The 26,207-nt window shown below is 51.4% G+C and carries 25 protein-coding genes, 1 tRNA gene, 1 pseudogene and 1 riboswitch; of the genes and pseudogenes, 13 read left to right on the top strand and 14 right to left on the bottom strand.

The genetic code is table 11. The features are described from left to right. Positions 1-32: 32 nt before the first annotated feature. Positions 33-1,076, top strand: a complete 1,044-nt coding sequence (locus KB236_07090; GenBank protein UIF28318.1) for a lactonase family protein — start codon at positions 33-35, stop codon at positions 1,074-1,076. Between the two features lie 820 nt (positions 1,077-1,896). Here KB236_07090 and KB236_07085 read toward each other — a convergent pair. The 3 genes from KB236_07085 to KB236_07075 are packed head-to-tail and all read right to left on the bottom strand — an operon-like array spanning position 1,897 to position 5,869. Next, positions 1,897-2,820, bottom strand: a complete 924-nt coding sequence (locus KB236_07085; protein ID UIF28317.1) for a sce7725 family protein — start codon at positions 2,818-2,820, stop codon at positions 1,897-1,899. Beyond that, entirely contained in the window at positions 2,817-3,506 is a 690-nt protein-coding gene (locus KB236_07080; protein ID UIF28316.1) for a hypothetical protein, read from the bottom strand. The genes KB236_07085 and KB236_07080 overlap by 4 nt, the downstream gene beginning before the upstream one ends. Further along, on the bottom strand, positions 3,503-5,869 hold the full coding sequence (locus tag KB236_07075; protein UIF28315.1) for an ATP-dependent DNA helicase: 2,367 nt from the start codon (positions 5,867-5,869) through the stop codon (positions 3,503-3,505). Before KB236_07075 ends, KB236_07080 begins: the two co-directional genes overlap by 4 nt. 153 nt (positions 5,870-6,022) lie before the next feature. On the opposite strand from KB236_07075, the gene KB236_07070 reads away from it, so the two are divergent. Both KB236_07070 and KB236_07065 read left to right on the top strand, forming a co-directional pair. Continuing rightward, a complete protein-coding gene (locus tag KB236_07070; GenBank protein UIF28314.1) occupies positions 6,023-6,286 on the top strand; it encodes an HPr family phosphocarrier protein in 264 nt (87 codons plus the stop codon). A 66-nt stretch (positions 6,287-6,352) separates the two neighbouring features. Beyond that, complete coding sequence (locus KB236_07065; protein UIF28313.1) at positions 6,353-6,556, top strand: hypothetical protein; 204 nt, start codon at positions 6,353-6,355, stop codon at positions 6,554-6,556. A gap of 200 nt (positions 6,557-6,756) precedes the next feature. Here the strand turns inward: KB236_07065 and KB236_07060 are convergent, their stop codons facing one another. After that, positions 6,757-7,107 (bottom strand): hypothetical protein, encoded by a 351-nt coding sequence (locus KB236_07060; protein UIF28312.1) that lies wholly within the window; start codon positions 7,105-7,107, stop codon positions 6,757-6,759. Positions 7,108-7,386: 279 nt separating this feature from the next. Between KB236_07060 and KB236_07055 the strand changes: the two genes are divergently transcribed. The 4 genes from KB236_07055 to pstB all read left to right on the top strand — a co-directional run bounded on the left by KB236_07055 (position 7,387) and on the right by pstB (position 11,005). Then, a complete protein-coding gene (locus KB236_07055; GenBank protein ID UIF28311.1) occupies positions 7,387-8,277 on the top strand; it encodes a phosphate ABC transporter substrate-binding protein PstS family protein in 891 nt (296 codons plus the stop codon). Positions 8,278-8,359: 82 nt separating this feature from the next. After that, positions 8,360-9,313, top strand: coding sequence for a phosphate ABC transporter permease subunit PstC (gene pstC / locus KB236_07050; GenBank protein ID UIF28310.1), 954 nt, complete (start codon positions 8,360-8,362; stop codon positions 9,311-9,313). Further along, positions 9,303-10,190: a phosphate ABC transporter permease PstA gene (gene pstA, locus KB236_07045; protein ID UIF28309.1), complete on the top strand. Its 888-nt coding sequence runs from the start codon at positions 9,303-9,305 to the stop codon at positions 10,188-10,190. Before pstC ends, pstA begins: the two co-directional genes overlap by 11 nt. Before the next feature lie 11 nt (positions 10,191-10,201). After that, positions 10,202-11,005, top strand: coding sequence for a phosphate ABC transporter ATP-binding protein PstB (pstB, locus tag KB236_07040; GenBank protein ID UIF28308.1), 804 nt, complete (start codon positions 10,202-10,204; stop codon positions 11,003-11,005). A 199-nt stretch (positions 11,006-11,204) separates the two neighbouring features. Here pstB and KB236_07035 read toward each other — a convergent pair whose 3' ends face one another. The 5 genes from KB236_07035 to KB236_07015 all read right to left on the bottom strand — a co-directional run bounded on the left by KB236_07035 (position 11,205) and on the right by KB236_07015 (position 15,580). After that, complete coding sequence (locus KB236_07035) at positions 11,205-12,275, bottom strand: ABC transporter substrate-binding protein (GenBank protein ID UIF28307.1); 1,071 nt, start codon at positions 12,273-12,275, stop codon at positions 11,205-11,207. After that, positions 12,272-13,075 (bottom strand): ABC transporter permease, encoded by an 804-nt coding sequence (locus KB236_07030; GenBank protein ID UIF28306.1) that lies wholly within the window; start codon positions 13,073-13,075, stop codon positions 12,272-12,274. The genes KB236_07035 and KB236_07030 overlap by 4 nt, the downstream gene beginning before the upstream one ends. Continuing rightward, the gene (locus KB236_07025; protein ID UIF28305.1) at positions 13,072-13,896 is read right to left on the bottom strand and encodes an ABC transporter permease; all 825 of its coding nucleotides are present in this window, start codon (positions 13,894-13,896) and stop codon (positions 13,072-13,074) included. Before KB236_07025 ends, KB236_07030 begins: the two co-directional genes overlap by 4 nt. Beyond that, the gene (locus KB236_07020) at positions 13,874-14,986 is read right to left on the bottom strand and encodes an ABC transporter ATP-binding protein (GenBank protein UIF28304.1); all 1,113 of its coding nucleotides are present in this window, start codon (positions 14,984-14,986) and stop codon (positions 13,874-13,876) included. Before KB236_07020 ends, KB236_07025 begins: the two co-directional genes overlap by 23 nt. 243 nt (positions 14,987-15,229) lie before the next feature. Further along, positions 15,230-15,580 carry a hypothetical protein gene (locus tag KB236_07015; GenBank protein ID UIF28303.1) on the bottom strand — a complete coding sequence of 117 codons (351 nt, stop codon included), beginning with the start codon at positions 15,578-15,580 and terminating at the stop codon, positions 15,230-15,232. Between the two features lie 560 nt (positions 15,581-16,140). Here KB236_07015 and KB236_07010 point away from each other — a divergent pair. Together KB236_07010 and KB236_07005 are read left to right on the top strand one after the other, a co-directional pair. Next, positions 16,141-16,800, top strand: a complete 660-nt coding sequence (locus tag KB236_07010; GenBank protein ID UIF28302.1) for a hypothetical protein — start codon at positions 16,141-16,143, stop codon at positions 16,798-16,800. A 393-nt stretch (positions 16,801-17,193) separates the two neighbouring features. Further along, the gene (locus tag KB236_07005) at positions 17,194-17,772 is read left to right on the top strand and encodes a hypothetical protein (GenBank protein ID UIF28301.1); all 579 of its coding nucleotides are present in this window, start codon (positions 17,194-17,196) and stop codon (positions 17,770-17,772) included. A gap of 276 nt (positions 17,773-18,048) precedes the next feature. Here KB236_07005 and KB236_07000 read toward each other — a convergent pair. The 5 genes from KB236_07000 to KB236_06980 all read right to left on the bottom strand — a co-directional run bounded on the left by KB236_07000 (position 18,049) and on the right by KB236_06980 (position 22,287). Further along, positions 18,049-18,121: transfer RNA gene (locus KB236_07000), tRNA-Ala, on the bottom strand. Positions 18,122-18,192: 71 nt separating this feature from the next. Further along, on the bottom strand, positions 18,193-19,416 hold the full coding sequence (locus KB236_06995) for an ABC transporter permease (GenBank protein ID UIF28300.1): 1,224 nt from the start codon (positions 19,414-19,416) through the stop codon (positions 18,193-18,195). Continuing rightward, positions 19,409-20,305: an ABC transporter ATP-binding protein gene (locus KB236_06990; protein UIF28299.1), complete on the bottom strand. Its 897-nt coding sequence runs from the start codon at positions 20,303-20,305 to the stop codon at positions 19,409-19,411. Before KB236_06990 ends, KB236_06995 begins: the two co-directional genes overlap by 8 nt. 170 nt (positions 20,306-20,475) lie before the next feature. Then, positions 20,476-21,852 (bottom strand): purine permease, encoded by a 1,377-nt coding sequence (locus KB236_06985; protein UIF28298.1) that lies wholly within the window; start codon positions 21,850-21,852, stop codon positions 20,476-20,478. A gap of 127 nt (positions 21,853-21,979) precedes the next feature. Next, a riboswitch (purine riboswitch) is annotated at positions 21,980-22,078 on the bottom strand. Between the two features lie 59 nt (positions 22,079-22,137). Beyond that, entirely contained in the window at positions 22,138-22,287 is a 150-nt protein-coding gene (locus KB236_06980; GenBank protein UIF28297.1) for a hypothetical protein, read from the bottom strand. Positions 22,288-22,482: 195 nt separating this feature from the next. Here KB236_06980 and KB236_06975 point away from each other — a divergent pair. The 4 genes and pseudogenes from KB236_06975 to KB236_06960 all read left to right on the top strand — a co-directional run bounded on the left by KB236_06975 (position 22,483) and on the right by KB236_06960 (position 26,199). Further along, positions 22,483-23,472 (top strand): annotated as a pseudogene (locus KB236_06975) (IS30 family transposase). Between the two features lie 120 nt (positions 23,473-23,592). Continuing rightward, complete coding sequence (locus tag KB236_06970) at positions 23,593-24,567, top strand: asparaginase (GenBank protein ID UIF28296.1); 975 nt, start codon at positions 23,593-23,595, stop codon at positions 24,565-24,567. 126 nt (positions 24,568-24,693) lie between these two features. Continuing rightward, positions 24,694-25,860, top strand: coding sequence for a hypothetical protein (locus tag KB236_06965; protein ID UIF28295.1), 1,167 nt, complete (start codon positions 24,694-24,696; stop codon positions 25,858-25,860). 12 nt (positions 25,861-25,872) lie between these two features. Beyond that, positions 25,873-26,199, top strand: coding sequence for a hypothetical protein (locus KB236_06960; GenBank protein ID UIF28294.1), 327 nt, complete (start codon positions 25,873-25,875; stop codon positions 26,197-26,199). Positions 26,200-26,207 lie beyond the last annotated feature (8 nt).

The following is a 26,207-nucleotide window of genomic DNA, read 5'->3' as shown; positions in this document are numbered from 1 at the left end:
TAGATATTGGTAAGTTGAAAGGGGTAGCACATATGACGGAAGATTTTTATATTGGGACTTACACCAAGCGAATCAGTCGCGGCATTTACCGGGTGAGCCTGGATACCAAGATGCCACAGTTAACGAATTGTGAATGGTTAGCTTCTGCTGGGAGCCCAACTTATATTGCCAAGGCCGCTGCTAAGCGCCTGTACGTCATCAACAAGAAGGAAACGGATGGCCAGACCCAAGGTGGGTTGATTATCTACGATGTTTCTGAAGAAAAACCACGGGCCATTCAACAGGTGCTGGAACACGGTTCTTCACCGGCCTACGTTGCGGTTGATGAGGCGCGGCAATTAATCTACACGGCCAACTACCACAAGGGCCTGGTCGACGTCTATGCTATCGCTGACGATGGAACCTTGACGGAAACCGATGAGATTCATGATGACGATCCAGTCGGACCAGCACCGGAACAAGCCGATGGGGCCCACCCACATTTCGCTAACTTGACGCCGGACAACCGGTTGGTCGTTTGTGACTTGGGGACGGACAAGGTCTACATTTATGATGTATCGGCGGCTGGTAAATTGACCGCCGTCAGTCACGTCGACCTGCCAGCCGGTTACGGTCCACGGCACATCGTGTTCGATGCCAAGAAGAGTGTGGCTTATCTGGTCGGTGAATTAAGCAGTAATGTGGCCACGTTGGACTACGATGCCACTGCCGGTAAATTAACGGTTAAGCAAATCAGTCACACCATTCCAGATGACTGGACGGCGCACAACGGTTCTGCGGCAATTCGGTTGAGCAGTGACGGCCGTTTCGTTTACGTTTCCAACCGGGGGCACAACTCTATCACGGTCTTCGCGGCCGATGATGCAGGCAAGCTGACCACGGTGCAACGGATTTCCACGGAAGGCGACTTCCCACGGGACTTCAACTGGAACGCGGACGAAAGCTTGGTCATCGTGGTGAACCAAAACTCCGACAACGCAACGTTATATCAGCGTGACGCGGACAGCGGTAAATTAACGATGGTTCAAAAGGACTTCATGGTACCAGAGGGTGTTTGCGTGGTGCCGGTTAAATAAAAAAGAGTGCGGAGCAAGGCGTTTAGATCCTGAGCATTAACGTCATTAAGGTTAAAATCCCGGGTTTGGATTTTGGCCTTAATGGGGTTAAGCGCAGGGATCTGCCTTGCTCCGCACGTTTCGTCTATAGAACTAAAGTTTGAAGGCTATAAAACAGCTAGAATCCATAGTGTGATAAGGATAGCACCCATTATAATATGCTAGTTGCGTGCTGGCCGCCTTGCCGTTCGCCAAATTTGGTCTGGATCGCTGTGGGCAGGACCGGGAAAAGCCAAAGGGCGGTCTTTTCCCTCGCTTTGAGCCGTCAACCCGCGTCTCAAAGACGCCATTTTCCAAGCAACCCACTTGGAAAATCCCACGGCTGAGACCAAATTTGACTCACTCACGGCTACATGAGGGGTGTCCAATTACACTGAACGAACGTTGTCACACCAGTGATGTCACCATGTGTTTATTGGCTTTCAATCAGCGTAACCGGAGGCGGCCAGAGATGGAGGTAGCCGTGACAGTGGTGTTAGCCGACGTTCCGAGTCAGCTTACAGCGCGGGACGTGTTTGGAGACTAGCGGATTTTGCTAGGCTTCAAACCGAGCCGAAGGACTGTTTCTCAGGCCGCAGGCGGTCCCCACAGCGCTGGAATTTCTGGCAGCCGCAGGCGGTCCCCACAGCGCTGGAATTTCTGGCAGCCGCAGGTGGCGTTGATAGCTCGTTTAATAGCGATAAACCTTGCCATCTAGGAACTAGGGGGTGTTCGCGAACATTCAACCTCTAGTATAAAAAAATAAAATCACATAAAAAATGAGCTGGGATCAACGCCGAGCTCATTTTTTAACGGGAAAATTCGCCTTAAAGTACGCCGCCATCACCTGCAAGTGATGTTCCAAGCTCAAACGTTTCACCACGCCCAATCCCGGGAAATGATGCTGGTCGTGATATGCTGCCAGTTGTTTGGCGGCAGAGGTTTGGGTAGCGATCGGTTGTTGCGGGAGCCAGTCAGCTAGTTGCGCCACGGCTTGGAAAAATTTTTCTTTGGGGTGCTTGAAGTCCTCACGGTCCGTGGAAACGAAGCGGTGAATCCGCAACTGGTCGCCACGAAAATAGGTCAGGTGGAGCGTAACCGCCCGGGACGGATAGCCATGCTCGCTATAGTGGCCGCCACCGATGGTGTAGTCGCTAAAGCCAACGTCACCGTACAGCTCGGCCAGAGACCAATCATCGCTGAAGAAGCCGTCGGTGATGTCGGCGTAGCTTCGATCGTGTTCGGGAAACCAAGCGTGGTCGAAGAGGCGGACCGTTGGGCGGTGAAGAAGCTGGCGAATCCGGGCTTCCGGTGGAACCAAAAGGTAGTCGGGCGCCGTCAACCAGCCGGCCTGACTTGCCGCTTGGAGCTCGTCGTATTGGCGGGCGACCAGTAATGTTTGGTGTCCTGCTGGTGCCCGCAAGGTTTCCGGAATCAGGGTGGGCGTCAAGATGTGGCCGACGATCAAGTGTGGATTGTCCCGGTACGATTGCCAGTCATACAGTTTCTGTTGGGTCAGAGCGTAATCGCTGACGGTGGGATTGGCGATGACGGCGACTGATTGGTCGTGCTCGACGAAAGCCGCGATGGTCTGAGGAAGTCCCCGGATATCCCGAACGGGTTCAATGATGGGGATGATGTTGGCGGGGAGAATCTGTTGCTGGGCGACGGCCTTTAGCGCCTGCAGGTCATACTGTCGTCCGCGAAAGTAGGGAAAGTAAATCATGAGCGCTCCTTTAACTGTTGCTGTAGCTGGTAGACTTCGAGATTTAGCGCATCGACCTCGCCTTGCAGGGCGGTGACGGCGGTGGACTGGGTGTCCGCGATGAATTGATCGTAGAAGTTGCTGTCCGGGTCATAGATATCGTAGTGTTGATGGCGTTTCTTCAGTTCCTGATAGAGGCGATCGGTCCCGTATTGTTTGAGGCCGGTCGCCATTTGTTTGGCCTTATTGACCTCACGGGCCTGTGACGCGATGAAGCGCGACGTCAACTGTTGCTCGGGTACCTGAAGAGCTTGCCGGCGAGGTGGTCGCGCTACGGTCAGATATCCCGGTGCGACGGGGGCTTCGGTCGCCATCGCCAGCATGGTCTTGTCAAATGGTCGATAGATTAAAACCCCAATGCCGGCCGGAATCTCGTCGGCGACCGTCTGATAAAGCTTGAGCGGCAGGACGAAGTAGTTGTAGTGACCGACAAAGGATAATTTAGCCTTAGAATGGAAGTCGGATTTGGTGACTTTCAGTTCATAGCAACGCCATTCAACCGACAAATCGGGCATTTCCTGGTAGCTGAGGGTATCGACAATGCCCGCGTCATCGGGCATCGTGACCTCTTCAACGGGGGAGGCGCCGGTTTCTCGGCAGTAGTAATACAGCGTTTTTTCTAACGCGAGAGTGAGCTTAGTCTTCATGATGGTGATTCCTCCTGTTGCCAGAAATTGTGAACGGCGGCCGTCAGTTGTTCGGGCCGGTAGAGTCGGCGGAAATGTTGCCAGTGCCGTGGATACAGATTGGTGTAGCGGGGGCTGGCGAAGCGTTGGTCCATCAACAGAATAATGCCCACGTCCTTGGCCCCTCGAATCAGCCGACCGGCCGCCTGAAAGACGTTGTTCAGGCCGGGAAGCTGGTAGGCAAAGGCAAATCCCTGGTGCGACTGCACGTCAAAGTAGTCGCGGATCAGGTCGGTCTCCGGGTTGATCCCCGGTAGGCCCACGCTGACGACGCCGACGCCAATCAGCCGGTCCGCCTTGAGGTCGATTCCCTCGGAAAAGATTCCTCCCAGTAAGGCAAAGCCCACCAGAGTTTTACTGGGATTGGGCTGGAAATTGGCCAGAAAGGCGGTGCGGTCCGCCTCGGCCATTTGGGCCTGCTGAATCACGGTCTTGACGTGGGGGTAGGCCAGCTGAAAGGCCTGGGTGACATCGAGTAGGTAGCTGTAGGATGGCAGAAAGATAAGATAATTACCGACCTTACCATCGACCAGTGTCTTGATGGCCAGCAGAATGTTGGCTAGGTTGGCGTTGCGTTGCTTATAGGTGGTCTGAATGTAGTTGGTGACCAGAATAGCTTGGTGCTCGGGTTCAAACGGCGAATCGAGGCGATAGGCCAGACTGTCTTCGTCGCCTCCCAATACCGTTTGGTAGTAGCTCATCGGCGACAGGGTGGCCGAGAACAGGACGGCGCCGTGGCCCAGCGCGAGGCTATCGGCCAGAAAGGCACTCGGGTCCAGGCAGAGTTGTTTGATCGTAATATTCCCGTCGGCGACCGCCAAGCGCATGCGGTAGGTGTCATCGTAATACTCACCGATACGTTGATAGCTAATGGCCGCGAAGTAATAGTCCAGGATACTCTGGGTAAAGGGCGTCTGCGGTTGATCGACCAACCAGTCGTGGATGGCTTCCACGAGGCGCCCCAAGTCGTGGTTGAAGTCCTCGGGTGGCGTTAGGAAGGTGCTGTCAGTTCGGCCGTCCTGAAGCAGGGGGGCCACGATATCGTCAAAGGTGGCCCGCAGGTCTTGCAGGCGGCGCCGTAACTTGGGCGTGGCCTGCGCGAGGTCACGGCTTTGGTCGATCAACCGGTCTAGCGGTCGGCTGGTCAAGTCGGCGGAGTACATTTCCCGTGACCGGCTGACCAAGTTGTGGGCTTCATCGATCAAAAAGAAGTTGTCGGGGTCCTCGGCGGTGAAGAAGCGTTGGAGGTGGACTTGGGGGTCAAACAGGTAGTTGTAGTCGCCGATGATGACATCACAAAAGAGGCTCGCGTCCAGTTGGAATTCAAACGGATCGAGGGTGTGTTTGCGCGCGTACTGTTCAATCACCGGTCGGGTCAGTTGGTCGTTGTGCTGGATGAGGTCGAGCAAAGCCGGCTTTAATCGGTCGTAGTAGCCCAGCATGTAGGGATTCTCGTCGGGTTGGAGGTCGGCCTCCTCGGGGAATTGAATCTTGTCCTTGGCCGTCAACGTGATGCTCTTGAGCTTCAGTCCCTGACTGGCCATGAGCGTGATGGCTTCTTCGGCCACGGTACGCGTGCTCTGTTTGGCTGTGAGATAGAAGATCCGTTGGATAACGCGCTCACCAATGGCCTTGATGGTCGGAAAGAGGGTGGATATCGTCTTTCCCGTCCCAGTTGGGGCTTCGGCGAAGAGGCGTTTGCTGGTTAAAATGGTCTTGTAAACCGCCACAGCGAGCTCGCGTTGACCCGGCCGGTAGTGGTCGAAGGGGAAAGTGAGTTGCTGGATGGTTGGGTCACGCCGTTCGCGTAGGTCGGAGCGGAATTTTAGCCAGGTGACGTACTCGGCGATGACCTGATCGAAGAAGTCCTTGGCGGCTTGGCGCGTGATGACCTGTTCGGTTTGCGTCATGGTCTCGGTGTTGGTCTGAAAGTACGTCAGGGTGAGGGTCACGTCGTCGAGGTCGGTCTCCTTCTCCATTAGGAGGTAGGCGTACAGCTTGACCTGGCCCCAGTAGAGCGTCAGTGTGTTGTCGCTTAGCTGATCAAAGACGGTCTCCGAGGTTTTAATCTCTTCGATACTGGCGGCGGCTTCGGTCAATGTGACGCCATCGGCTCGGCCATGCAGGAGGTAGTCCTCACCATTTAAGGTTAGGTGCTTGTCGAGATAATATTCTTTTTGGTAATTTTCTCCGCGCTGTTTTTGCAGGCGACGGTGAATGCGTGCGCCCAATAATGCCGTGTTTTGGCTGTTGCTGGTGCTACCCAAGTCACCGGTTCGTAAGGTGAATTCAACCAATTCACGGACGCCTAATTTAATTGGCAAACCCACATCGCCTCCATTTCTGGCAATAAGCATACCATACTTTGGACCGACTTTGAACGCGTGTTCGGAAGAGATTTAATGCTTGTGAAATAATTGTAAAAGTCTTGGCTTTTCATATGTAATCGCTTACAATAGAAGTAAGAGGTGATCACGATGAAGACAATTGGATTCTCATTATTCGAAGAACTACCAACCGTTGACGAGGCCGCTGCATTTGAAAAGATCTGTCGCAAGCACACGGGTAAGGTGACCATCAAGATTCGTGATGTCGAGATTGACCCGAGCCGACAAGACGAGATCGCCGGGCTGATGGACTACGCGGGCCACTACGTTCGCGTGGTAGCCGAGGGCCCAGACGAGGCACTATTGGCGGGCGCCATTCATCAACAATTGGCCGCGGATAAGTGTTGCTACTAGCCGCTTGACGCGCCGGTGCTGATTCGCTAAGCTCAAGTTAAGTGATTTTTTCGAGGAGACTTAGCGGTGAGTGAAGAACAAGTAGCAAGATTATGTGAAATTGCGCCCAAGTACGGGCTATATTTGGAACACTCGGGATTGGTCATTACCCGGGTCAACGATCAGCCGACCCAGTTGGACACGACCAAGTACATGCCCGATCAGTTTATTGATTTGTTAACACAGATTATTGGGACAAATATGAAGGCAGATTTGTGGGATTGGAAGTAACTGCTTCGGTTGTTTACCGAAGAGAGAAATAGGATGTATCGGTCGGAAGTGATTTTCCGGCCTTTTTTGTTTCCGATGGTACTCGAAGCATCTACTTAGAGGGTTTCACCCCACCTTTGATGAACGTCAAGATAATATGAACGAAAAAATACCGTTAGCGGCGTGACTTTCTAAAGTCACCGCGCTAACGGTATTGGTGTTTAAGCTTCTTCCCAACGGTTGAATTCTTGGGGATGGCTGCCGAGGTAGTCGATGGCTTCCTGGCCCATTGCCTTAATTTGGGCATCGAAGTCCGTAGAAGCTGTGTCGCCTTCAGCATCCGCTTCGTCTCTTAGGAAGCCGGAAGCGAGGTCGAGATACTTGGTTCGGCGGCCGACGCCGTTATCCTTGAATAAATCGTCCAAGCCACTCAGGTCGTTCTTACCGGCTGTCGCCACTTGTTGGGCTAAATCGGCTTTTGCTCCCAATTTAGCTGCTGCGTAATCCATCAGAAAATCGTTCATATCAACGATCATGGCGTGCCGTGCTTTTCTTTCACTTTTATTTGCCACTGCTGGTCACCTCTTACCCCTAATTCTAGCCAATTTCGGGAGTAGACGCAATTAACGTCACAGATTAAGTTAATTATCGTGTTTGGGGCTTAACTACCGTAATATAAATGAATTTATAGCGAATTTGGCAACATTTACCGAAAATTTACACGATTGCTACGAATAATATATATTCATCGCTTAGAATCAGGGTTGTAAGTTATGGGGAGGCATTTTAAGAAAAGCTTCGCGCAATTCTTGAAGTGGTTCTACTATCTTTAAAGACATGGAGTGACAGAGATGAATAAGGGATCAAAGTTAGCAATGGGGATTGCAGCAATCAGTTTGTTATTAGTCGGTTGTGGCAAGGCAACAAGTTCCACGAGTAGTAAGGGCAGTAGCGAACCGCTTTCTGGGAAGGTAACCGCCGTTGGGTCGACCGCCTTACAACCACTGGCTGCTAAGGCGGGGGCCAACTTTACTGGTAAGAATAGCAAGGTCAACTTGACCGTCCAAGGTGGCGGTTCCGGAACTGGCTTAAGTCAAGTTCAGGCCGGTGCCGTTTCAATCGGGGATTCTGATATTTTTGCCGAAGAAAAGGCTGGAATTAAGGCCGACAAGTTGACGGACCACAAGGTGGCTGTCGTGGGGATGGCCCCAGTTGTTAACAAGGATGCCGGCATCAAGAACCTGAAGATGGCACAAGTGAAGAAGATCTTTACGGGTAAGATTACCAACTGGAAAGAAGTCGGTGGTAAGGACCAAAAGATCGTCATCATCAACCGGGCTCAAGGTAGTGGGACTCGGGCAACCTTTGAAAATGCTGTTCTGAAGGGTGCAACCGCTGTGAAGTCACAGGAACAAGATTCTAACGGTGCCGTTCAGAAGATCGTTTCCACCACACCAGGTGCGATTAGCTACTTGGCCTTCTCCTACTTCACGAACAAGTTACAAGCCGTTTCTATCGACAATGTAACGCCTACCGATAGCAACGTGCAAACCAACAAGTGGAAGATCTGGTCCTACGAACACATGTACACGAAGGGCAAGCCTGACAAGGCAACTGCTGCATTCCTGAAGTACATGGATTCCAAGGATGTTCAAAACAGTTTAGTCAAAGACATGGGTTACATCAGTATCCATGATATGAAAGTGATCAAGGACGCTAAGGGTGTTGTGACGCAAAACTAAGCGAACAACTGTCTGTCAGTAGTCGATACGGGGTGGAGGTGCGTTCGCAGCACCTTCACTTTTTTTAAGGGGGAGTCATCTAATGGAGCAAACTAATATTCATTTAAAAAAACAAGACGCCCAAACTCATGAGTGGGATGCCCGGTTGCACCAAGCAACTAAAGCGACCCGTGAGGATTGGATTGGGCGCGGTGTCAGTTATTTCTGTATTGGTATTATTATTCTAGTTGTTGCCTCAATGTTGTGGTTTATCACCTCTAAAGGGATTGCCACGTTTACGCAAAACCACGTCAACCTCTGGAAGTTCTTATCGGGAACCAGTTGGGCACCCGATCAAGGCCAGATTGGCGCGTTACCCATGATTTTAGGATCATTCGCAGTCACGTTTGCCGCGGCGATCGTCGCAACGCCGTTTGCCATCGGCACCGCGATCTTTATGACCGAAATCTCACCGAACAAGGGGCGTAAGTTCTTACAACCCGTGATTGAATTGTTGGTTGGGATTCCTTCCGTTGTTTACGGGTTCATCGGTCTGGCCGTAATTGTGCCGTTCATGCGGCATCTGGTTGGTGGTTCTGGTTTCGGGATTATTTCCGCCACATTCGTCCTGTTCGTCATGGTGCTACCGACGATTACGTCCATGACGGTCGACAGTTTACGGGCCGTTCCACGCTTCTACAAGGAAGCCTCACTGGCCTTAGGTGCAACGCGGTGGCAGACGGTTTCTCGCGTGATTCTGCGCTCCGCGACTTCCGGTATCCTGACGGCGATTATCTTCGGGATGGCCCGGGCCTTCGGGGAAGCCTTAGCCGTTCAAATGGTCATCGGGAACGCCGCTATCATGCCGAAAAACCTGATCTCGCCGGCCTCCACGCTGACGAGTCAACTGACGACCGGGATTGGGGACACCATTGACGGCACGTTGCCAAACAACGCGTTGTGGTCATTAGCCTTAATTCTGTTACTGATGTCACTGTTCTTCAACGCCTTAGTGCGGATCATTGCTAAGAGGGGGCAACTCAAACATGAACGCTAAACGTACGGATCTCATTGCAACGATTGTCATTGATTTGATTGTCGCCTCAGTGGTGGGCATTCTCTTCTTCCTGCTGGCTTATATTTTGACGGCGGGGCTCCCCCACGTTAGCTGGTCATTTCTGACCGGGGCAACCGATGCCTTTAGTGGTGCCGGCGGGATTGGCGTCCAACTGTTCAATTCTTTTTACCTGCTGGTTCTGACCATGTTAATCTCCGTGCCGATTTCTTTGGGGGCCGGGATTTACTTGGCTGAATATGCCAAGGACAATTGGCGGACCAGTCTGATTCGTTCCGCTATCGAAGTCCTGAGTTCCTTGCCATCCGTGGTGGTGGGGCTGTTCGGGTTCTTGCTCTTCGTGGTTAAGTTCAAGATTGGCTTCTCCGTTATTTCCGGTGCCATCGCCTTGACCTTCTTCAACCTGCCACTGTTAACGCGGAATATTGAAGAATCATTGAGTGCGGTGTCACGGAGTCAGCGTGAAGCTGGCCTGTCGCTAGGCTTATCGAAATGGAAGACCGAAATTGGCATCATCTTACCCGTCGCGCTTCCCGGGATTGTGACCGGGATTGTGTTGAGTGCGGGGCGGGTCTTCGGGGAAGCCGCAGCCTTGATTTACACGGCGGGTCAGAGTGCCCCCGTGACCAACTTTGCGGATTGGAACCCGATGGACCCTGCCAGTCCGTTGAATCCATTCCGCCCCGCTGAAACCTTAGCGGTGCACATCTGGAAGGTGAATACGGAAGGTCTGGCCAGCAATGCGGCGGCACTGTCCGCGGCAGCATCGGCCGTCCTGATCATTGCCGTTCTGCTCTTTAACCTGGGCGCACGGTTACTGGGAACGTATCTGTATCGTCGCGTCACGGCTAGCAAGTAGGAGGTGTCAAGATGTTAAAACAGTATTCATTTGAAGAAACGGCCGTGCAGACGTTCGACGACAAGACGGCCTTGGCGATGAAGACCGAGAACATGCAAGTGTTCTATGGTGAAAATCATGCGATGTTTGACGCGAACTTGGCCTTTCCCAAGAATCAGATTACGGCATTGATTGGCGCCTCAGGTTCCGGGAAATCGACGTATCTGCGGTCACTGAACCGGATGAATGATGGGATTGCCACGGTGACCGGTAAGATCTGGTACCACGGCGTGAACATCAACGAACCCGGCGTCAATATTTACGAGATTCGGCGGCATATCGGCATGGTTTTTCAACGGCCGAATCCATTTGCCAAGTCAATTCGTGAGAATATTGTCTATGCCTTACGCGCCAACGGAATTAAGAAAAAGTCTGAACTCGACGAACGAATCGAGCAAAGCCTGAAGGGCGCGGCGCTGTGGGACGAAGTTAAGGATAATCTGGACAAGAGTGCGTTGTCACTTTCTGGTGGTCAGCAACAACGGCTGTGTATCGCGCGGTCGATTGCGATGGCGCCCGATGTCCTATTACTGGATGAACCATGTAGCGCGCTCGACCCCATCTCCACGGTGAAGGTCGAAGAGACGCTGCTGGAACTGCAGAAGAAGTATACGATTATTATTGTGACGCACAACATGCAACAGGCGTCACGGATTAGCAGTCAGTGTGCGTTCTTCCATCTGGGTCACATTATGGAGTACGCTCCAACCGGGACAATGTTTAGCAATCCCCAAATTCCGGTCACTCAGGATTATATTGCTGGTAGCTTTGGGTAAAGTTACCTTGTGGCAGTGCGCCAATTTTACTGGTCGCCAAGTTTTGGCGAGATTATGGCTATTGGAAACGGCCACGAGAGCTGCAATGAAACTACCAATGCTAAAACTACCCTGAATGCATGCAATACTCTGTCAATAATCATTTAATCTACGCAAAAGCCCCACAACGCTGTGTCGTTGCGGGGCTTTTGCTAACGGGTTAATGGTGCATTTTGAATTCCAAATAGAGGTCATTGTACAACTCAACCTTGGTTGGGGACAAGTCTCGGTAGACTTCCAAATGTCGTAGGGTCGTAGCGTCCGGATAGAATTGCCGATCGTCGCGGACCTTGCGCGGTAACTGGGCCTTGGCCGCACGGTTAGGCGTGGCATAGCCCACGTATTCGGCGTTCTGCGCGGCGTTTTCCGGCCGCGACATGAAGTTGAGAAAGGCGTAAATGGCGTCGGTGTGTTGTGCCGTCTTGGGAATGACGAAGTTGTCAATCCACAGGTTGCTGCCTTCGCTAGGGACTACGTAATGGAGATGGGCGTTGTTCGCCAGCATCTCGGCGGCCTCCCCGGACCAGTCAACGGCCAGTGGGGCTTCGTTTTGGGTCATGTACATCTTGATTTCATCGGCCACCGTGGCCTTCACATTGGGGGCTAAGCGGTTGAGCTTTCGTTCAGCCGCCCGCAGCGTCGTGGGATCGGTCGTATTCATCGACTTACCCTGAGAGACCAGGGCCATGCCCATAATGTCGCGGGCGGAATCAATCAGCATGATTTTGTCGTGGTACTTCACCGACCAGAGATCGTTCCAATGGTGAATTGTCCCAGGGCGGATGAATTTATCATTATAGATGATACCCAACGTCCCCCAGAAGTAGGGCAGCGAGTAGCGATTGCCCCGATCAAACGACTGGTTCAGAAACTGCCGGTCATAGTTTGTCAGGCCGGTTAACCGACTGCGGTCGAGCGGTTTCAACAGGTGGGCGCGCTTCATCTTCGCCACCATGTACTCGCTGGGAATGGCTAAGTCGTAGTGTGTGCCGCCCTGGTTAATCTTGGTATACATGGCTTCGTTGCTGTCAAAGGTTTCCACGTTGACGTGGTAGCCGGTCTCGCGCTGAAATTTTGTCAGTAGTTGCGGGTCAATGTAGTCGCCCCAGTTGTAGAGGTTCAGCACCTTCTGGCCGGTACTGCCGCTTGAGGCCTGAAGCTGATGGGCCGAATAGCCCAGTAGACCGCAAATCGCTAATAAACCGATGATGAGACTCACGAGACGTTTCATGAGGCCACCTCCCGCTTCCGTTGTCGCCGCTTATGGCCGGCCTGCTGAATCCAGTAGTAGCCGCCCACGAGAAGGAGGGAGAAGAGGAACATGACCCCGGATAAGGCGTTGATTTCCAAGTTAATGCCTTGGCGGGCACGCGAATAGATTTCCACGGACAGCGTGGAGAAGCCGTTACCGGTCACGAAGAAAGTGACGGCGAAGTCATCCAGCGAGTAGGTCAACGCCATGAAGAAACCGGCGAAGATGCCCGGCGAGATAAAGGGAATAATGACCTGCGTCAGCAGTTGTCGGGTGGTGGCCCCGAGGTCTTGAGCGGCGTCGAGCAGGGATGTCGACATTTCGCGCAACCGTGGCAGGACCATCAGGACGACGATGGGAATCTCAAAGGCAATGTGACTCATGAGTACCGTGCCAAAGCCCAAGGGGATCTTCAACATGGTGAAGAAGATCAGAAAACTAGCGCCGATGATGACGTCCGGTGAGACCATGAGGACGTTGTTTAGGGTCAATAAGGACTCGCGCGTGACTCGCCGCGTGGTTCGGGTGATGCTGAGGGCGCCCAGCGTCCCAATCAGGGTGGCGATGAGGGCCGACAATAAGGCGATGAGTAACGTATTGGCGACGATGGCGAGCATCCGCGCGTCGCTAAACAATGTTTGGTAGTGACGCCAGGTAAACCCGTGAAAGTTGGTCATCGTTTCACCCTGACTAAATGAGTACGCAATCAGAAAAATAATAGGTGCGTAGAGAATGATGAAGACGAGGATTAAGTACCCCGTTGCCAGTTTGTGTTTCATCGGGGCGTCCCTCCCTTCACCTTTTGATCGCCCGTCAGTAACATGACCACGATCATGGCGATGATGAGGACCACACCAATCGTGGACCCCATCCCCCAGTTCATGGTCGTCAGGAAATGCTCTTCGATCGCCGTCCCCAGCGTGATGACCTTGTTACCGCCAATCAGACGGGTCAACATGAAGAGGGAAAGCGATGGAATGAAGACGGCTTGCACACCGGCCTTAACGCCGGGAAGCGTCAGCGGAAAGATGACGTGGCGGAAGGTCTGCCAATTGCTGGCGCCTAAGTCTCGGCTAGCGTTGATGAAGGCGGGGTTAAGATCATCGAGGGCATTGTAGATGGGTAGGATCATGAAAGGAATCTGGATGTAGGTCGCCACGAAGATGAAGCTGGCGTTGGTGAAAAGAATCTGTTGGGGACCAATGCCAATGAACGTGAAAAATTGATTGGCGAGGCCGGCCTGACTAAAAATGCCGATAAAGGCGTAGGCCTTCAATAAAATGTTAATCCAGGTTGGTAAGATAACTAATAAGAGCCAGAACTGTCGATGCTTGAGTTGATGAATAAAGTAGGCCGTGGGGTAGCTAATCAGCCCGGTAAAGAGCGTGATGAGTAGGGCGTACCACACGGAATTGGCCGTCATTTTTAAGTAGGTGGCGGATTGAAAATAAGTGCCATAGTTGCCAAAGGTGAAATGATGGCCGAGGTCGAAGAAGGACTGATAGATGATGAGGGCGACGGGGGCGATCACGAAGAGCGCCAGCCAGAGGCCGTAGGGGATGAAGTACGCCCAAGTTCTACGTTTGGTCAACGTGATCATCCTCCAATTCTTCGTAGGTTTCGAGGCGGGCGTCGAATTCGGCTTCCTTTTCGCCGAAACGCATGACGTGGAGGTCTTGTGGGCGGAAGGTGATGCCGACCGTCGCGCCATCTTCGGCCGGGTTGACTGAATGAATCAACCAGTTATTACCGTGGTTGTCGGTCGCGGCGATTTCGTAATAGTCTCCCCGAAATAGTTGGGTGTCGATCGTCACGATTAATTTCGCTTGGTCGCGGGTCGTCAGTGTCAGGTCTTCTGGACGAATGACAACCTCGACAGGCTCGTTGTCGGGAATCCCGGCATCGGCACATTCGAATTGGTGACCGCCGAAAGCCACCTGAAAATCTTCGATCATCTTGGCGGGGAGAATGTTACTTTCCCCGATGAAGTCGGCAACGAAGTGGTTAATGGGTTCATCGTAGATGTCGACGGGGGAGCCACTCTGCAGGACTTCGCCTTGATTCATGACGAAGATCTCGTCGCTCATGGCGAGGGCTTCTTCCTGATCGTGCGTGACGAAGAGGAAGGTAATGCCAAGGCGTTGTTGTAAATCGCGAAGTTCATACTGCATTTGGCGACGGAGCTTGGCGTCTAAGGCCGAGAGTGGTTCGTCGAGCAAGAGTACCTTGGGTTCCATGACGATGGCCCGGGCGATAGCGATGCGTTGTTGCTGACCGCCGGAGAGTTCGCTGATGGCGCGGTCGCCGTAGTCGGCGAGTTGGACCAGTTTGAGGGCCTTGGCCACGCGTTCAGCGATTTCGGCCTTGGCTACTTTTTTAAGGGTCAGACCAAACGCTACGTTTTCCGCCACGGTCATGTGAGGGAAGAGGGCGTAGTCTTGAAAGACCGTGTTGACGTTGCGTTTGTTGGCGGGAACTTCATTGATCCGTTTGCCGGCGAAAAGTACATCGCCCTCGGAGACTTGCATGAAGCCGGCAATCGCCCGCAGAATCGTGGTCTTGCCGCAGCCCGATGGTCCGAGCAGGGTGTAAAATTTACCAGACTCCAGCGTTAGATTAATGTTGTTGAGAATGGTATGGGAATCGTAACGCTTGGTGACGTGGCGTAGGGTAATAATGGGTTCTGTCATCAGGCAACCTCCTCTGTTAAATGAATAGTGTCGCGGATAAATCCGGTGTAACTTTATTGATTATAGCGGGTTTGAACGTAAAAGGGAACGAAAAAAGATGGTGATTGGGTCAGATAATTAATGGAGGCAATTAACGCCATGATAAGGGGTCAATGAAAAGAAAAAACGCCTTCTTAGAACCTAAGAAAGCGCGCGGCTGAGTATGATTCATTGAAAAAAGATTCCCCCAAGTTGATTCGGTGATTAGTAATCTTGCATTTGTTGCCAATCCTCTGCGGCTATAAAGTCTTGCGGTTTCAGTGGGCTGGCGGACTTGTCGGTCAGGTAGTTGAGTTCATCGGCAAATTTGACGGCTAGGGATTTGGTGAAGTCTGGCCGGGTGGTGTTGAAATAAACCTTATACTTTTGCGGATTATCAAGTGGATGCCAAGCGCCGTGCCAAAAACTCAAGAAGGCAATCAACTGTTGATCCGTATTTTTGGTGAAGAAGATAATGGATTTTGGATGACATTGGCGATAGGGCGACTCGTTGAAGGCGGCAACTAAGTCCACGGAAAACAACTCAAAGCCATACTTTTCAGCGATTTGTTTCATGGAATATGCAAGAAATTTAGTATCTTTCACTTTAGTTTTCATTTTGGCATGCGGGAACCGCTGATTTATCCAATTCCCACACATTCCCCCCTTGTTAAAAAACGGTAACTCAGCCTTTCTTCTAGCTTACTGTAATTCGGTAGTAGGGGATAATGTTTAGGCTATGTTTGTATTGGTAATTAACATAAAGGATTGAAGCGAATTGACTTGGTTAGGAAGATGTGGCCGAGTAGCACAGAAAGTTGAGTAGTTAGACGTTGGAAAGATTTTAACGTGTAGATAGTTAGTTGGTCAGGAGAGAAGTAATGGAGCTTGAGGATATTTACCCAGGAGCTTGTCGCAACTAACCGCAATCTAGCCATATCTCAACTTGAGTTGTACAAGCCAATAACGGCTGTTCAAACCAGAAGATAAGCGGCATAGTTATCTTATTACTAAGTCAACCAGTAACAATAATCATCGCAAAAATAATTATGTATTGATATTTTTATGATGAGCAAATTTAAAGGTGGAGGAGTTTGTATATGAAAAAGAGTCAATTGAAATCGACTGTCGTGTTAATGACAGCAGTAATGGGATTAAGTATCGCGGTCCCAACCTTTACGAGTATTGGCAATGATGTTACGGCCCATGCGGCGTCTGGACGAGGATTTTATGAAATTACTGAGAAACAAGCCAAAGTAGATGATAAGAATTCATGGAATTCGATGTCAGCAGCTCAAAAGAAGATGGCTGTTGAGGACGCGAAGGTCGACGACCCTAACAGTTTAAAGGATAAGTCTTCAAATGAATATAAGTATAATCAAGTATTAAAGAAACAAGCGGCCAAGAAGAAGGCTGCCAAGAAAGCAGCAGCAAAGAAGAAAGCCAGAGCTTACGCGTACAAAGTTTCGAAGTTGACCTCAAAGAAAACGAAGTCCAACAAGTATGTTAAGGTTAGCGGAACAATCAAGGTAAACAACAAGACCAATGCGAAGAAACACAAAGCAACCTGGGATCGTATCACCACATACAAGGGTTATAAGTATGTTCGCTTGAGCAAGAAGGGGACATTTACCAAGACTATCAAGGCGCCAGAGGCAAAGTCTACTTGGGCCAAGGCCGGGTATTATGCTAAGAAGGTCAAGAACGGTAAGGTTGTTAAAAAGAATGGTAAGATCGTCTACACCTTCCACTTGCTCTCTGATTCCAAGAAGGTTAAGGTTCAGGCCTATAAGTAACTCAAAGTGACATCAACTAAAGTAATAAACACAGAAGGGCTCATGAGGTGAGTCCTTTTTTTCTGTCAGTGGTTATTCTTTTGAAAGATAACGCAGGTATCGGGTATAATCTAAAGCAATCAACTCAATTAAGATGGTGGCGTCACCAGGAAAGTGTTTCGTTTAATGAAAAAGAAAATGATAATGGGCTTAATCATTCTAGCGGTCTTATCCTTAGGTGCCTGTGGCAATCAGTCTACCAGTAGGCGGAAGACTGCGAGTAGTGGGGATGTAGCGTTTGGGGAATCCGCGCGAAGTTCTCGAGCTCGTGCGTGGTATCTCGCCGCCAGTCAGGCAACGCCTAAAGCGAGCACACCATTGAAGGCCATCGTGATTACGCAAAATGGTCGGGCAATGGCCTTTCGGGTGCCCACCACAGTTACGCTGGGGGATGTCGTTAAGCTGTCTACTGATCAGCTGGTGCGAGAGGGAAGCGTGTGGGCCAAACAAGATTTTATCGCAAGACGGCGCACACTAATTGCAACGACTCGCGAAGCACTGGCTGAAGAACAGAAAAATCTAAAACGCAATCAGAACGCCACAGTCGTTAGTTTTGCGAATATTAAGACGGATAAGCGGATAATTTCAACTGATCAACGTCAATTGGCGCGGCTGCAGGCGACTAAATTTAAACAGCCACGATTGCTGCCGGCCTCGGTGACGGTGAAGAAAAAGCAGCGAAGAATCAGTGAAAAAATGAATGCCTATTCCTATGATTTCGTAAACTCAGTGGCGGCCGTCAATGGCCGAGAAGTTAGGTATCAAAAAGCACGGCATCAGATTTTCACGGTCCCTTACACGCGGACGTCTGAAAAGATGGTGCGGGTAGGCCAAGCTACTTTAGGCTATTATCGAGCTTCTCGTGAAGGTGATGGTGAATTTGCGCTGACAAAGTTAGAAAGGGCAAATGCAAATGTGAAGTTTGATTCGTAACCCATAGTGTTATCCGAAAGAGAAGCGTCTCACAGATAACTGACCGGACGCTAATGATCAAGTGTTTGTGAGACCTTTTACTAAGCCCCTAAAATGGTCAAAATAAAAACTGCTAGCCGCTAAGCTAACAGTTTTTGTGTTGCCCCTGCCAAGGTGTGCTTGAGTCAATGGTTACCAAAAAAGTTACCATTGATTGTGATTTCGAACGAATTCGTGATTAAATTGCAAATCAGAATGCCGGTATATCAGCATTCTGACTGACTAATTTAGCCCAAATGGACCCTACCGGATTTGAACCGACGACCTCCTGCATGCGAAGCAGGCGCTCTCCCAGCTGAGCTAAGGGCCCGAAACTTACCTATTAATTATAGCACGCCGGCTAAAAATGTTAATGGGTAAGTTAGATTTTTTCAACTGACGTTAGTCGTGTCGCCGCCAGCCGTGGAATAGGTGTTGCCAGAAATTCCGATTATCCGTCTGGAGCATCAGGCGTTGATACTGACTGCCGATGTACCCGGCGAACAACGCAATTGCTGCCAGTAGAATCAGCAACGAAATCAACTGTTCCCAGCCATTGACCGTTCCATTGATGATTCGCATGGGCATGAAATAGGACGAGAAGAACGGTACGTACGACAGAATCTTGACGAACAGGGCGTCGAGGTTGTTCTGGAAGGGAAAGGTGGCGAAAAAGCCAAACATCCCCAGCATAATCACCGGTTGCGCAGCCTTAGAGGCGTCCTCGGCCTTGGCCACCACGGCGCCACTGTACGCCGCGAGAATCGTGTAGATAATGACGCCCAGAAAGAGATAGACCAGATTCAGGTTCAACAGATTATGGATAACGGCGTCAATCAAGCTTTGATTCTCCACAATCAACGGTTTCAGGCTGGCGCTTCGCCAAGCGAGTTGGTAGCCCGCCCAGCCACCAATCAGGTAAATGACAATCTGCGTCAGAATCACCAGCAGAATTCCCCCGATTTTACCGACAAAGTAACTGGTGGCCGTCGTACTGGAGAAGATAATCTCCATGATCTTGGTGCCCTTATCCGAGGCAATCTCTTGTGCGGCAATTGAGGCGTAGGTAATTAAAATAATGTAAATCATGGTAACCAGAACCCAGAACGAAATGGTCTTGACCAAGTTCGCTGTTCCTGCCTTTTCCTCAATGTGTTGCTGCAAGACGGGCGCTCGAGCCAGCAACCGTTGCTGTTGCGTCGTTAGCTTGGCCTGTTGGTAGTTCTGGGCTTGTTGATACTGCTGGAGGAAGTTTTGCGTCTGGGCCTTCAAGCCGCTGGCCATGGCACTGCTGCCGTGGTAGTCGGCCCGAATCTGATGCGCCGACTCACTGAGCTTGAGGTATCCCGCCAGATGGTTCTTGTTGATTGCCGATTTGGCCGCCGCTACCGTGGTAATCTTAGTGTTCAGCGAATCTGTCTGCTGCTTGAGATAAGCCTGACGTAACGGCTGCGAGGTGCTAATGACGGCGACTTGCTTACTGCTCGAAGCACTGTTGGCGCTGAGGTAGCTGATCCCAACAGTCAGCCCAATCATCAGGAAGGGACCGATGACCATGAACAGAAAGCTCCAGGACTTAATCTGGCGGAAGTACGTTTCTAGCGTGACAATCCAAGTTTTATGCATGGCCTTCACTCACTTTCATGCGGAAGATTTCGTCGAGAGTTGGCGGCTGTTGGCTGAACTCCTCGATGTAGTGGCCCTGGGTCAGTTCGGCGAAGATGGCGGGACCAGCTGCGGGGTCCGTCAAATGCAGACGGTATTGGCCGGGCTGACGCTGGTCGACGTGATCGACACTGGGGAGTGTAGCCAGTCGTTTGGCTGACCAATCGGTGGTCACATAGAGCTCGGTCTTACCAAATTGGTTACGGACCTCGCTGAGCGTGCCCTGAAGGACCATGTCGCCCTTCCGCAGCATGACCAATTGATCGCACAGTTCCGAGACGTTTTCCATGTCGTGACTGGAAAAGATAATCGCCGCACCATCGTCTCTGGCTGTCAGAATCGCCTGCTTGAGCAGGTCGGCGTTGACCGGGTCGAGGCCGCTAAAGGGTTCATCTAGGATCAGTAACTTCGGGTGATGAATCAAGGTACAGATCAGTTGAACCTTCTGCTGATTTCCCTTGGACAGGTCGTTAATCCGACTCTTCCGCGTGCCCTTGACGGCAAAGCGGCCCAGCCAGTCGTCAATCTGTGGTCGAATGTCTTTGGCTGATTGATCCTTTAGCCGCGCCAGATAGATAATCTGTTGTTCAATGGTTAACTTGGTCATCAGGCTCCGTTCCTCAGGGAGGTAGCCAATCGTATCGAAATCGGCCGGCGATAAGGGTTGTCCTTGCCAGCGGATGGTGCCGTCGTATTTAATAAAATTCAAGATGCTATGAAAGGTGGTCGACTTACCCGCACCGTTTTGACCAATCAAGCCCAGAATCTGACCGTTGGGGACCTCAAAACTGACGTCATTCAGGGCCTTGACGGGACCGAATTGCTTGCTGATGTGCTGAATACTTAGCATATGTCGTGCTCCTCTTCGCAGTTAATACCCACATTATACGCGAACCGGCCATGAATCCCAAAGGAAGCCGCGTGGACCGCTGGGGATGGGGCGAATTAATGTAAGAAAAAAGTCGATAACCCAGGCAAAGGACCCGGTTATCGGCTAAGTGACGGACAACGATGACGCAATTATTTATTTTGCGGTTGCGCGGCGGTATTTACCCGCGCTTGGGCAGTTGCAGGTGCAGTCGCCCGGTGTGGCCGCATGTTAAATACAATATTTAAAATGACCGCGGAGAAACTGCCGATGACGACGCCGTTGTTCAGTACAATCTGAAGGGATTGTGGCATCGCCTGGAAGATCTGCGGATAGACCGTGACACCGAGGCCCAGACCGATGGAGATGGCGGAGACCAACAGGTTATTGTTATCTTTGAAATCGACCTGTTGGAGCATCCGAATTCCCTGCACCCCGACCATGCCGAACATCACAATCATGGCGCCACCTAGGACGGCATCGGGAATGACGGTTGCCAGTGCCCCAATCTTGGGTAGCAAGCCTAACAGCATCAAGAATAGCGCTGAGAAGTACAGCGGCTTACGGGTCTTCACGCCGGACAGTTGGACGACGCCCACATTTTCCGAGAACGTCGAGTAGGGGAAGGTGTTGAACAGGCCGCCCAGAATCACGGCAATTCCTTCGGCCCGGTAGCCGCGTTTCAAATCTCGTTCACCAATTTGCCGACCAGTGATTTCACCGAGGGCAAAGAAGACGCCGGTCGACTCGACCATGGTCGTTAGTGACACCAGAATCATGGTCAGAATCGATGACCACTCGAACTTGGGCGTACCGAAGTAGAAGAATTGCGGCAGGTGGAACCAGCTGGCCTGACCAACCGCACGGAGTGACACCATCCCCATGGCACTCGCAATCAACGTACCGATTAGGATGCCGGCGAGAATCGCTAGAGACTTCAGGAAGCCCTTAGCAAAGACGTTGAGCCCGAGGATAATTCCCATCGTCAAGAAACCAACCAGTAGCATCTTGGGATCGCCGAAGTTCTTGGCGGTCGCGTCTCCGCCACCGAGGTCCTGAAAGCCCACGGGAATCAGTGTAAAACCGATAATGGTGATGAGTGATCCGGTCACGACCGGTGGAAAGAAGTGCTTAATCTTGGAGAACCAACCGGCGCTGAGAAAGACGAAGATCCCGGCGCTGATAATGGCACCGTACATCACGCCGACGCCATATTGATTACCAATCGCGCTGAGGGGGGTGACGGCCTGCACCGCACAACCCAGAACCACGGGTAACCCGATTCCAGTCAACGGCGTGCGTTTGAGCTGAAGCAGGGTTGCGACCCCACACATGAAGATATCCGCGCTGATCAGGTAGGCCATCTGCATGGCGTTGAAGTGCAGGGCGCCCCCAATCAACAGTGGCACGATGACGTCACCGGAATACATGGCTAATAAATGCTGAAATCCAAGGATGGCCGCCCGCCACATGGGCAGTGGTCGACTGGTATCTGATGACGCTGTATTCGCGGACTTAGTGGACTGCAAGAAAAGTTCCTCCTTCTCGTGATGTCCATACGCCGCCAAGAAAACGATTGAAAACAAAAAAGCTCCCTTGCAAAAAGGGGGCTTTCTGAAAACTCTACCGACGAACTCTTTTCATCGGCAAAAAGAGTTTCGTCCTCAATTTGCTTATAGTCCAGAGTTTACGGCTCTGGGTAGAAACTCGCCAACCTTATCTTGGCATTATATAGGCAATCACTTATTTTTTTGAATTGAATGTTGTTTACTTTACCACGAGAAAATGGAAAAAACAACACCCCTTGCAGATTTCTAATGCCGGTGCCATAGTTTCTTGAAAATGCTGCTAAACCAGGCCAGCAGCGGTCCCCAGTCGGCCACGCCGCCGGAGTTACTATATTTTTTAGGGTGGACGACCACACCAGGACGGTAGGGTTTAGCGCTTTCATCTTTTTTAGCCATTTTTCCGAACATCCTTTCCTAATTCTAACTAAATTCTACAGCAAATAAGGTACAATGTGGACAAGAAATCTTTTGCGAAAGAAGTGCCCGATTTAAAATTGAAGTGCAACACCCCTTAAGACATTAAGGGTAAACAAATAGGCCATGGAGACCTATACTTTTAAGCGACCAAACCAAAAAGAAAGAGGTATCTCCATGACCCAGTCAAATCATACCACTACCATTACTTACCAACAACTCTCTGCCGAAGAGCGTGGCCAAATTGAAGCGTTCTTGAAGGACCACCAATCTGTTCGCCAAATTGCTCGTAATCTTCATCGAAATCCCAGTACTATCTCACGCGAAATCAAGCGTGGCACGGTTCGCCAGCTTAACTCCGACTATCTGCCATACTATCAATATTTTGCTGAAGCAGGACAGGCTGTCTATGAAAAAGACCGCCTTAAATGCCATTCTAAGGGTTTACTAAAGCGTTGCTGGCTCTTCTTCAAGCTGTTAGTCCAAGCACTCAAAACCAAGATTAGAGTCGATAGTGTCGATAGCTTCGTCCACCGATTCCATCAACTTTATCCGGACAAGCCGTGTCCATCGACCCCCACGGTTTATCGGTACATTGATTTAGGTTATCTCGACCTCTGTAACGCTGATTTACCAGTCAAGCTTCGTCGCCGAGTAAAGAGCACTCGTCGAACTCGCTCCCGAAAGAATAAGAAGATATTGGGTAGCTCAATCGATGAGCGACCAGCTATCGTCGACCAACGCATCTTGGTGGGTGACTGGGAAGGAGACCTAGTTAAGGGCAAGCGGGTTGCTAGCGAGCCCGCACTGATGACATTAACCGAGCGTGTCAGTCGTTTTGAAATCATCGTTAAGATTCCTGACTACCACGCTGACACTTGCCGCCAGGCACTTCAAGGGGTCATTACGGCCTATGGTCCTAAGAACTTCCAGTCAATCACATTTGACAATGGCAGTGAATTTGCCGAGCTAGATCAGGTCCAAGGAACCAAAGTTTACTTCGCTCATCCTTATACGCCCTCTGAACGAGGGTCTAATGAGAATCTCAACGGTCTCATCCGTGAGTACATTCCGAAGGGCATCTCTCTCAAGAACTTTGATCTACCAACGATCCAAGCCATTCAAAACGCACTTAACCATCGCTTACGTAAATCCCTGGGCTATGCTAGCGCCGCCCAGGTCTTCAAAACACAGGTCTTCAAGAACATGCATCCGGTTATGCTTACGCCTTACTGTCCTGTGTTGCACTTGATTTGACAATTGGGGTTGCGAAAGAAGTTGACGGTAATGAAGAAAATCTTGGCCATCCATACCGGTGGCACCATCTCTATGTCTCAAAATGAAAAGGGCGAGGTCGTGCCTAACGCGGAGAACCCCATCGCTCAGCAAGAAACCATCATGGAAGGACGCGTCGAGCTGATTACCGACGAGCTCTTTAACCTGCCATCCCCCCACGTGACGCCGGTGGAAATGCTGAAAATTAAGCAACGGATTAATCAGGGCGAACGAGACGGCATCGATGGGGTGGTTATTACCCACGGGACCGATACGCTGGAAGAAACGGCGTACTTTCTCGATCTGACCCTGCCCAGCACGATTCCTGTCGTCGTAACGGGGGCTATGCGCTCGTCTAACGAGGTTGGCTCCGATGGTCTGTATAACTTTCAGACAGCGATCGAAGTGGCCGCAGACGATGCCTCACGGGGCAATGGGGTCATGGTGGTCATGAACGATGAGATTCACACCGCTCGCTACGTGACCAAGACCCACACCACCAACGTTGCCACGTTCCGGACACCAACCTTTGGCCCCATCGGTTTAGTGGCAAAGGGGCATCCGATTTACTTCCAACAACTCATTCGTGAAGCCGTCTGCGACATTGACCACGTGGTTGACCACGTCTACCTGTTGAAAGCCTACGCGGGGATGGACGCCAGCCTGTTTGAAGCGTTGGATAATGACCAGACGGCGGGGATCGTGATTGAGGGCCTGGGTGCCGGGAATTTACCGCCAGTTACCTTACCGGCCATTCAACAGCTACTCGACCACCATATTCCGCTAGTCCTGGTTTCCCGGTGTTATAATGGCGTTGCCGAGGACATCTATGATTACCAGGGTGGCGGCATTGAGCTGCGGAAGATGGGGCTGATGCTATGCCAGGGATTAAACGGACAAAAAGCCCGGATTAAGTTGCTGGTCGGCCTTAGCGCAGGCTTACAGGGAGAACGGCTGGCGGAATATCTGAGTACGGCGGTTTCTTAGTCAAAATTTGATGGCGGTTCACGAGCTATTTTAAGTCAGATATGATAAGCTTTTCAGAACAGTAGAAATAAGTTGCGGGTGAACGGTCTACCGTGAGCCCGATAGACAATCAAAAAGGGGGTCGTCATGTTGAATTCAATCATGAATGATTTAAACCGGGCATTGGCACAGCACATCTTAGTCAATGTTTATCAGACCAATCAAGACGTTGTGTATACCGGTTACGTGACGGCAGTCAGCGATACTGGCATCATCCTTGCCACTTTTGATGATTTTGGATTACCGGACGGCGCCGTGTTCCTGGACGTTGCGGTGATCGACGAAGTGGAATTTTCGAGCGATGATTTGGATAACATGGCCTTTCGGATTCAAACGGCGCAAGAAGAGCAGTTCGTCCAGGCCGGGGGACTTACCATGCGTTTCGATGGTCAGCGTGATTTGCGCCGGCAAGTGTTAAGCCACGCGTGGGTTGACCGCTTGGTGTTGATGTTGGTGGTGAAAAACGACGACCACTTCTACGAGGGGTTGGTGACCAGTGTGGCGGGCGATCAGGTCACGATTCAGTTACTGAACAAGTTCGACTACACGGATCAGGCCACGTTTACGTTAAATCCAGCCGAGTTGGAGGTCATCGAGTTCCAAGGTAAGGAATTGACCTTACAAGGCATCGCGGCACCCCGTCTGCGAAAACTCTCGCACATTGCGACTAAAGAAGTAACGGCAGCGGATCTGATTCCAGCGACGTTGCAACAACTGGCCGGTCGTGATTCACTGGTGGCCTTGGTGCCGAGCCACGATCAAGACCTCTTCTTCGTGGGGCGGATTAACACGGTCACCAAGAATGCGGTGATTATGAACCTGATCGACATGACCGGACAGTTCGGTGGCTATACCGTGATGCGGTTGACCGAGCTGCACGCGGTGGTGCTCGAGTCGGACTACCTGCAGACCATGCGACTCTTCTCCCTATTGAATCGGTCGCAGCAACAGCAGATCCAGCCGGTCTTAAACGATGAGCGACTGTTTGATCCGACCGTCGACCAATTTAGCGCTCGGTTGAATCAGGCGGCGGCCTTTCGGACCATCATTCGGTTGAAGTTACACGACAGCACCACGTTACTGGGTTATCCCAGTCAGGTCGGCGGTGAGCGGTTCATCTTCCACGAGGTGGCGGACAATCAGCTCGACCAAGTTGGCAAGGTCTATCGGATCAGCGACGTTGATGAGGTGGCCTTCGGATACTTGGACGCCTACCTGGTGGAGCGGCAATTGCGTGTGGAAGGCGACTTGTAAGGAGTTGTAACCATGAAAGTCAAAAAGATGCCGCGCTGGCTACGCGATGCGTTGTCGGTGGTGGGCGCCATGTCCATCCTCTTGATTGCGTATAATTTGTTCATGGTGAAGCACCCCGACTGGACATTGGTGCCAGTCCAGATTGTGCTGGCACTGCTGGCCGTTGGTGTGTGGAGCTTTTTAAGCGATCGTAGCCGACGGCGCCGGCAACTCGCGGCGCAGAGACAGGTGGCCGCGGCCAAACGTCGGGCGGAAGAACAGAAGCAAGCGGCCTTGGAAGAGGTCGTCAACGCCCAGAAGCGGCGGCAACGTAACCAGCAACATCAGCAGCCGAAGTAGGGAGGACC

This window comes from Levilactobacillus brevis (assembly GCA_021383565.1).
GTDB classification, from domain to species: Bacteria; Bacillota; Bacilli; order Lactobacillales; family Lactobacillaceae; genus Levilactobacillus; species Levilactobacillus brevis_B.
Note: the sequence above shows the minus strand (reverse complement) of the source record. Positions and strands in the feature narration are given on the sequence as shown.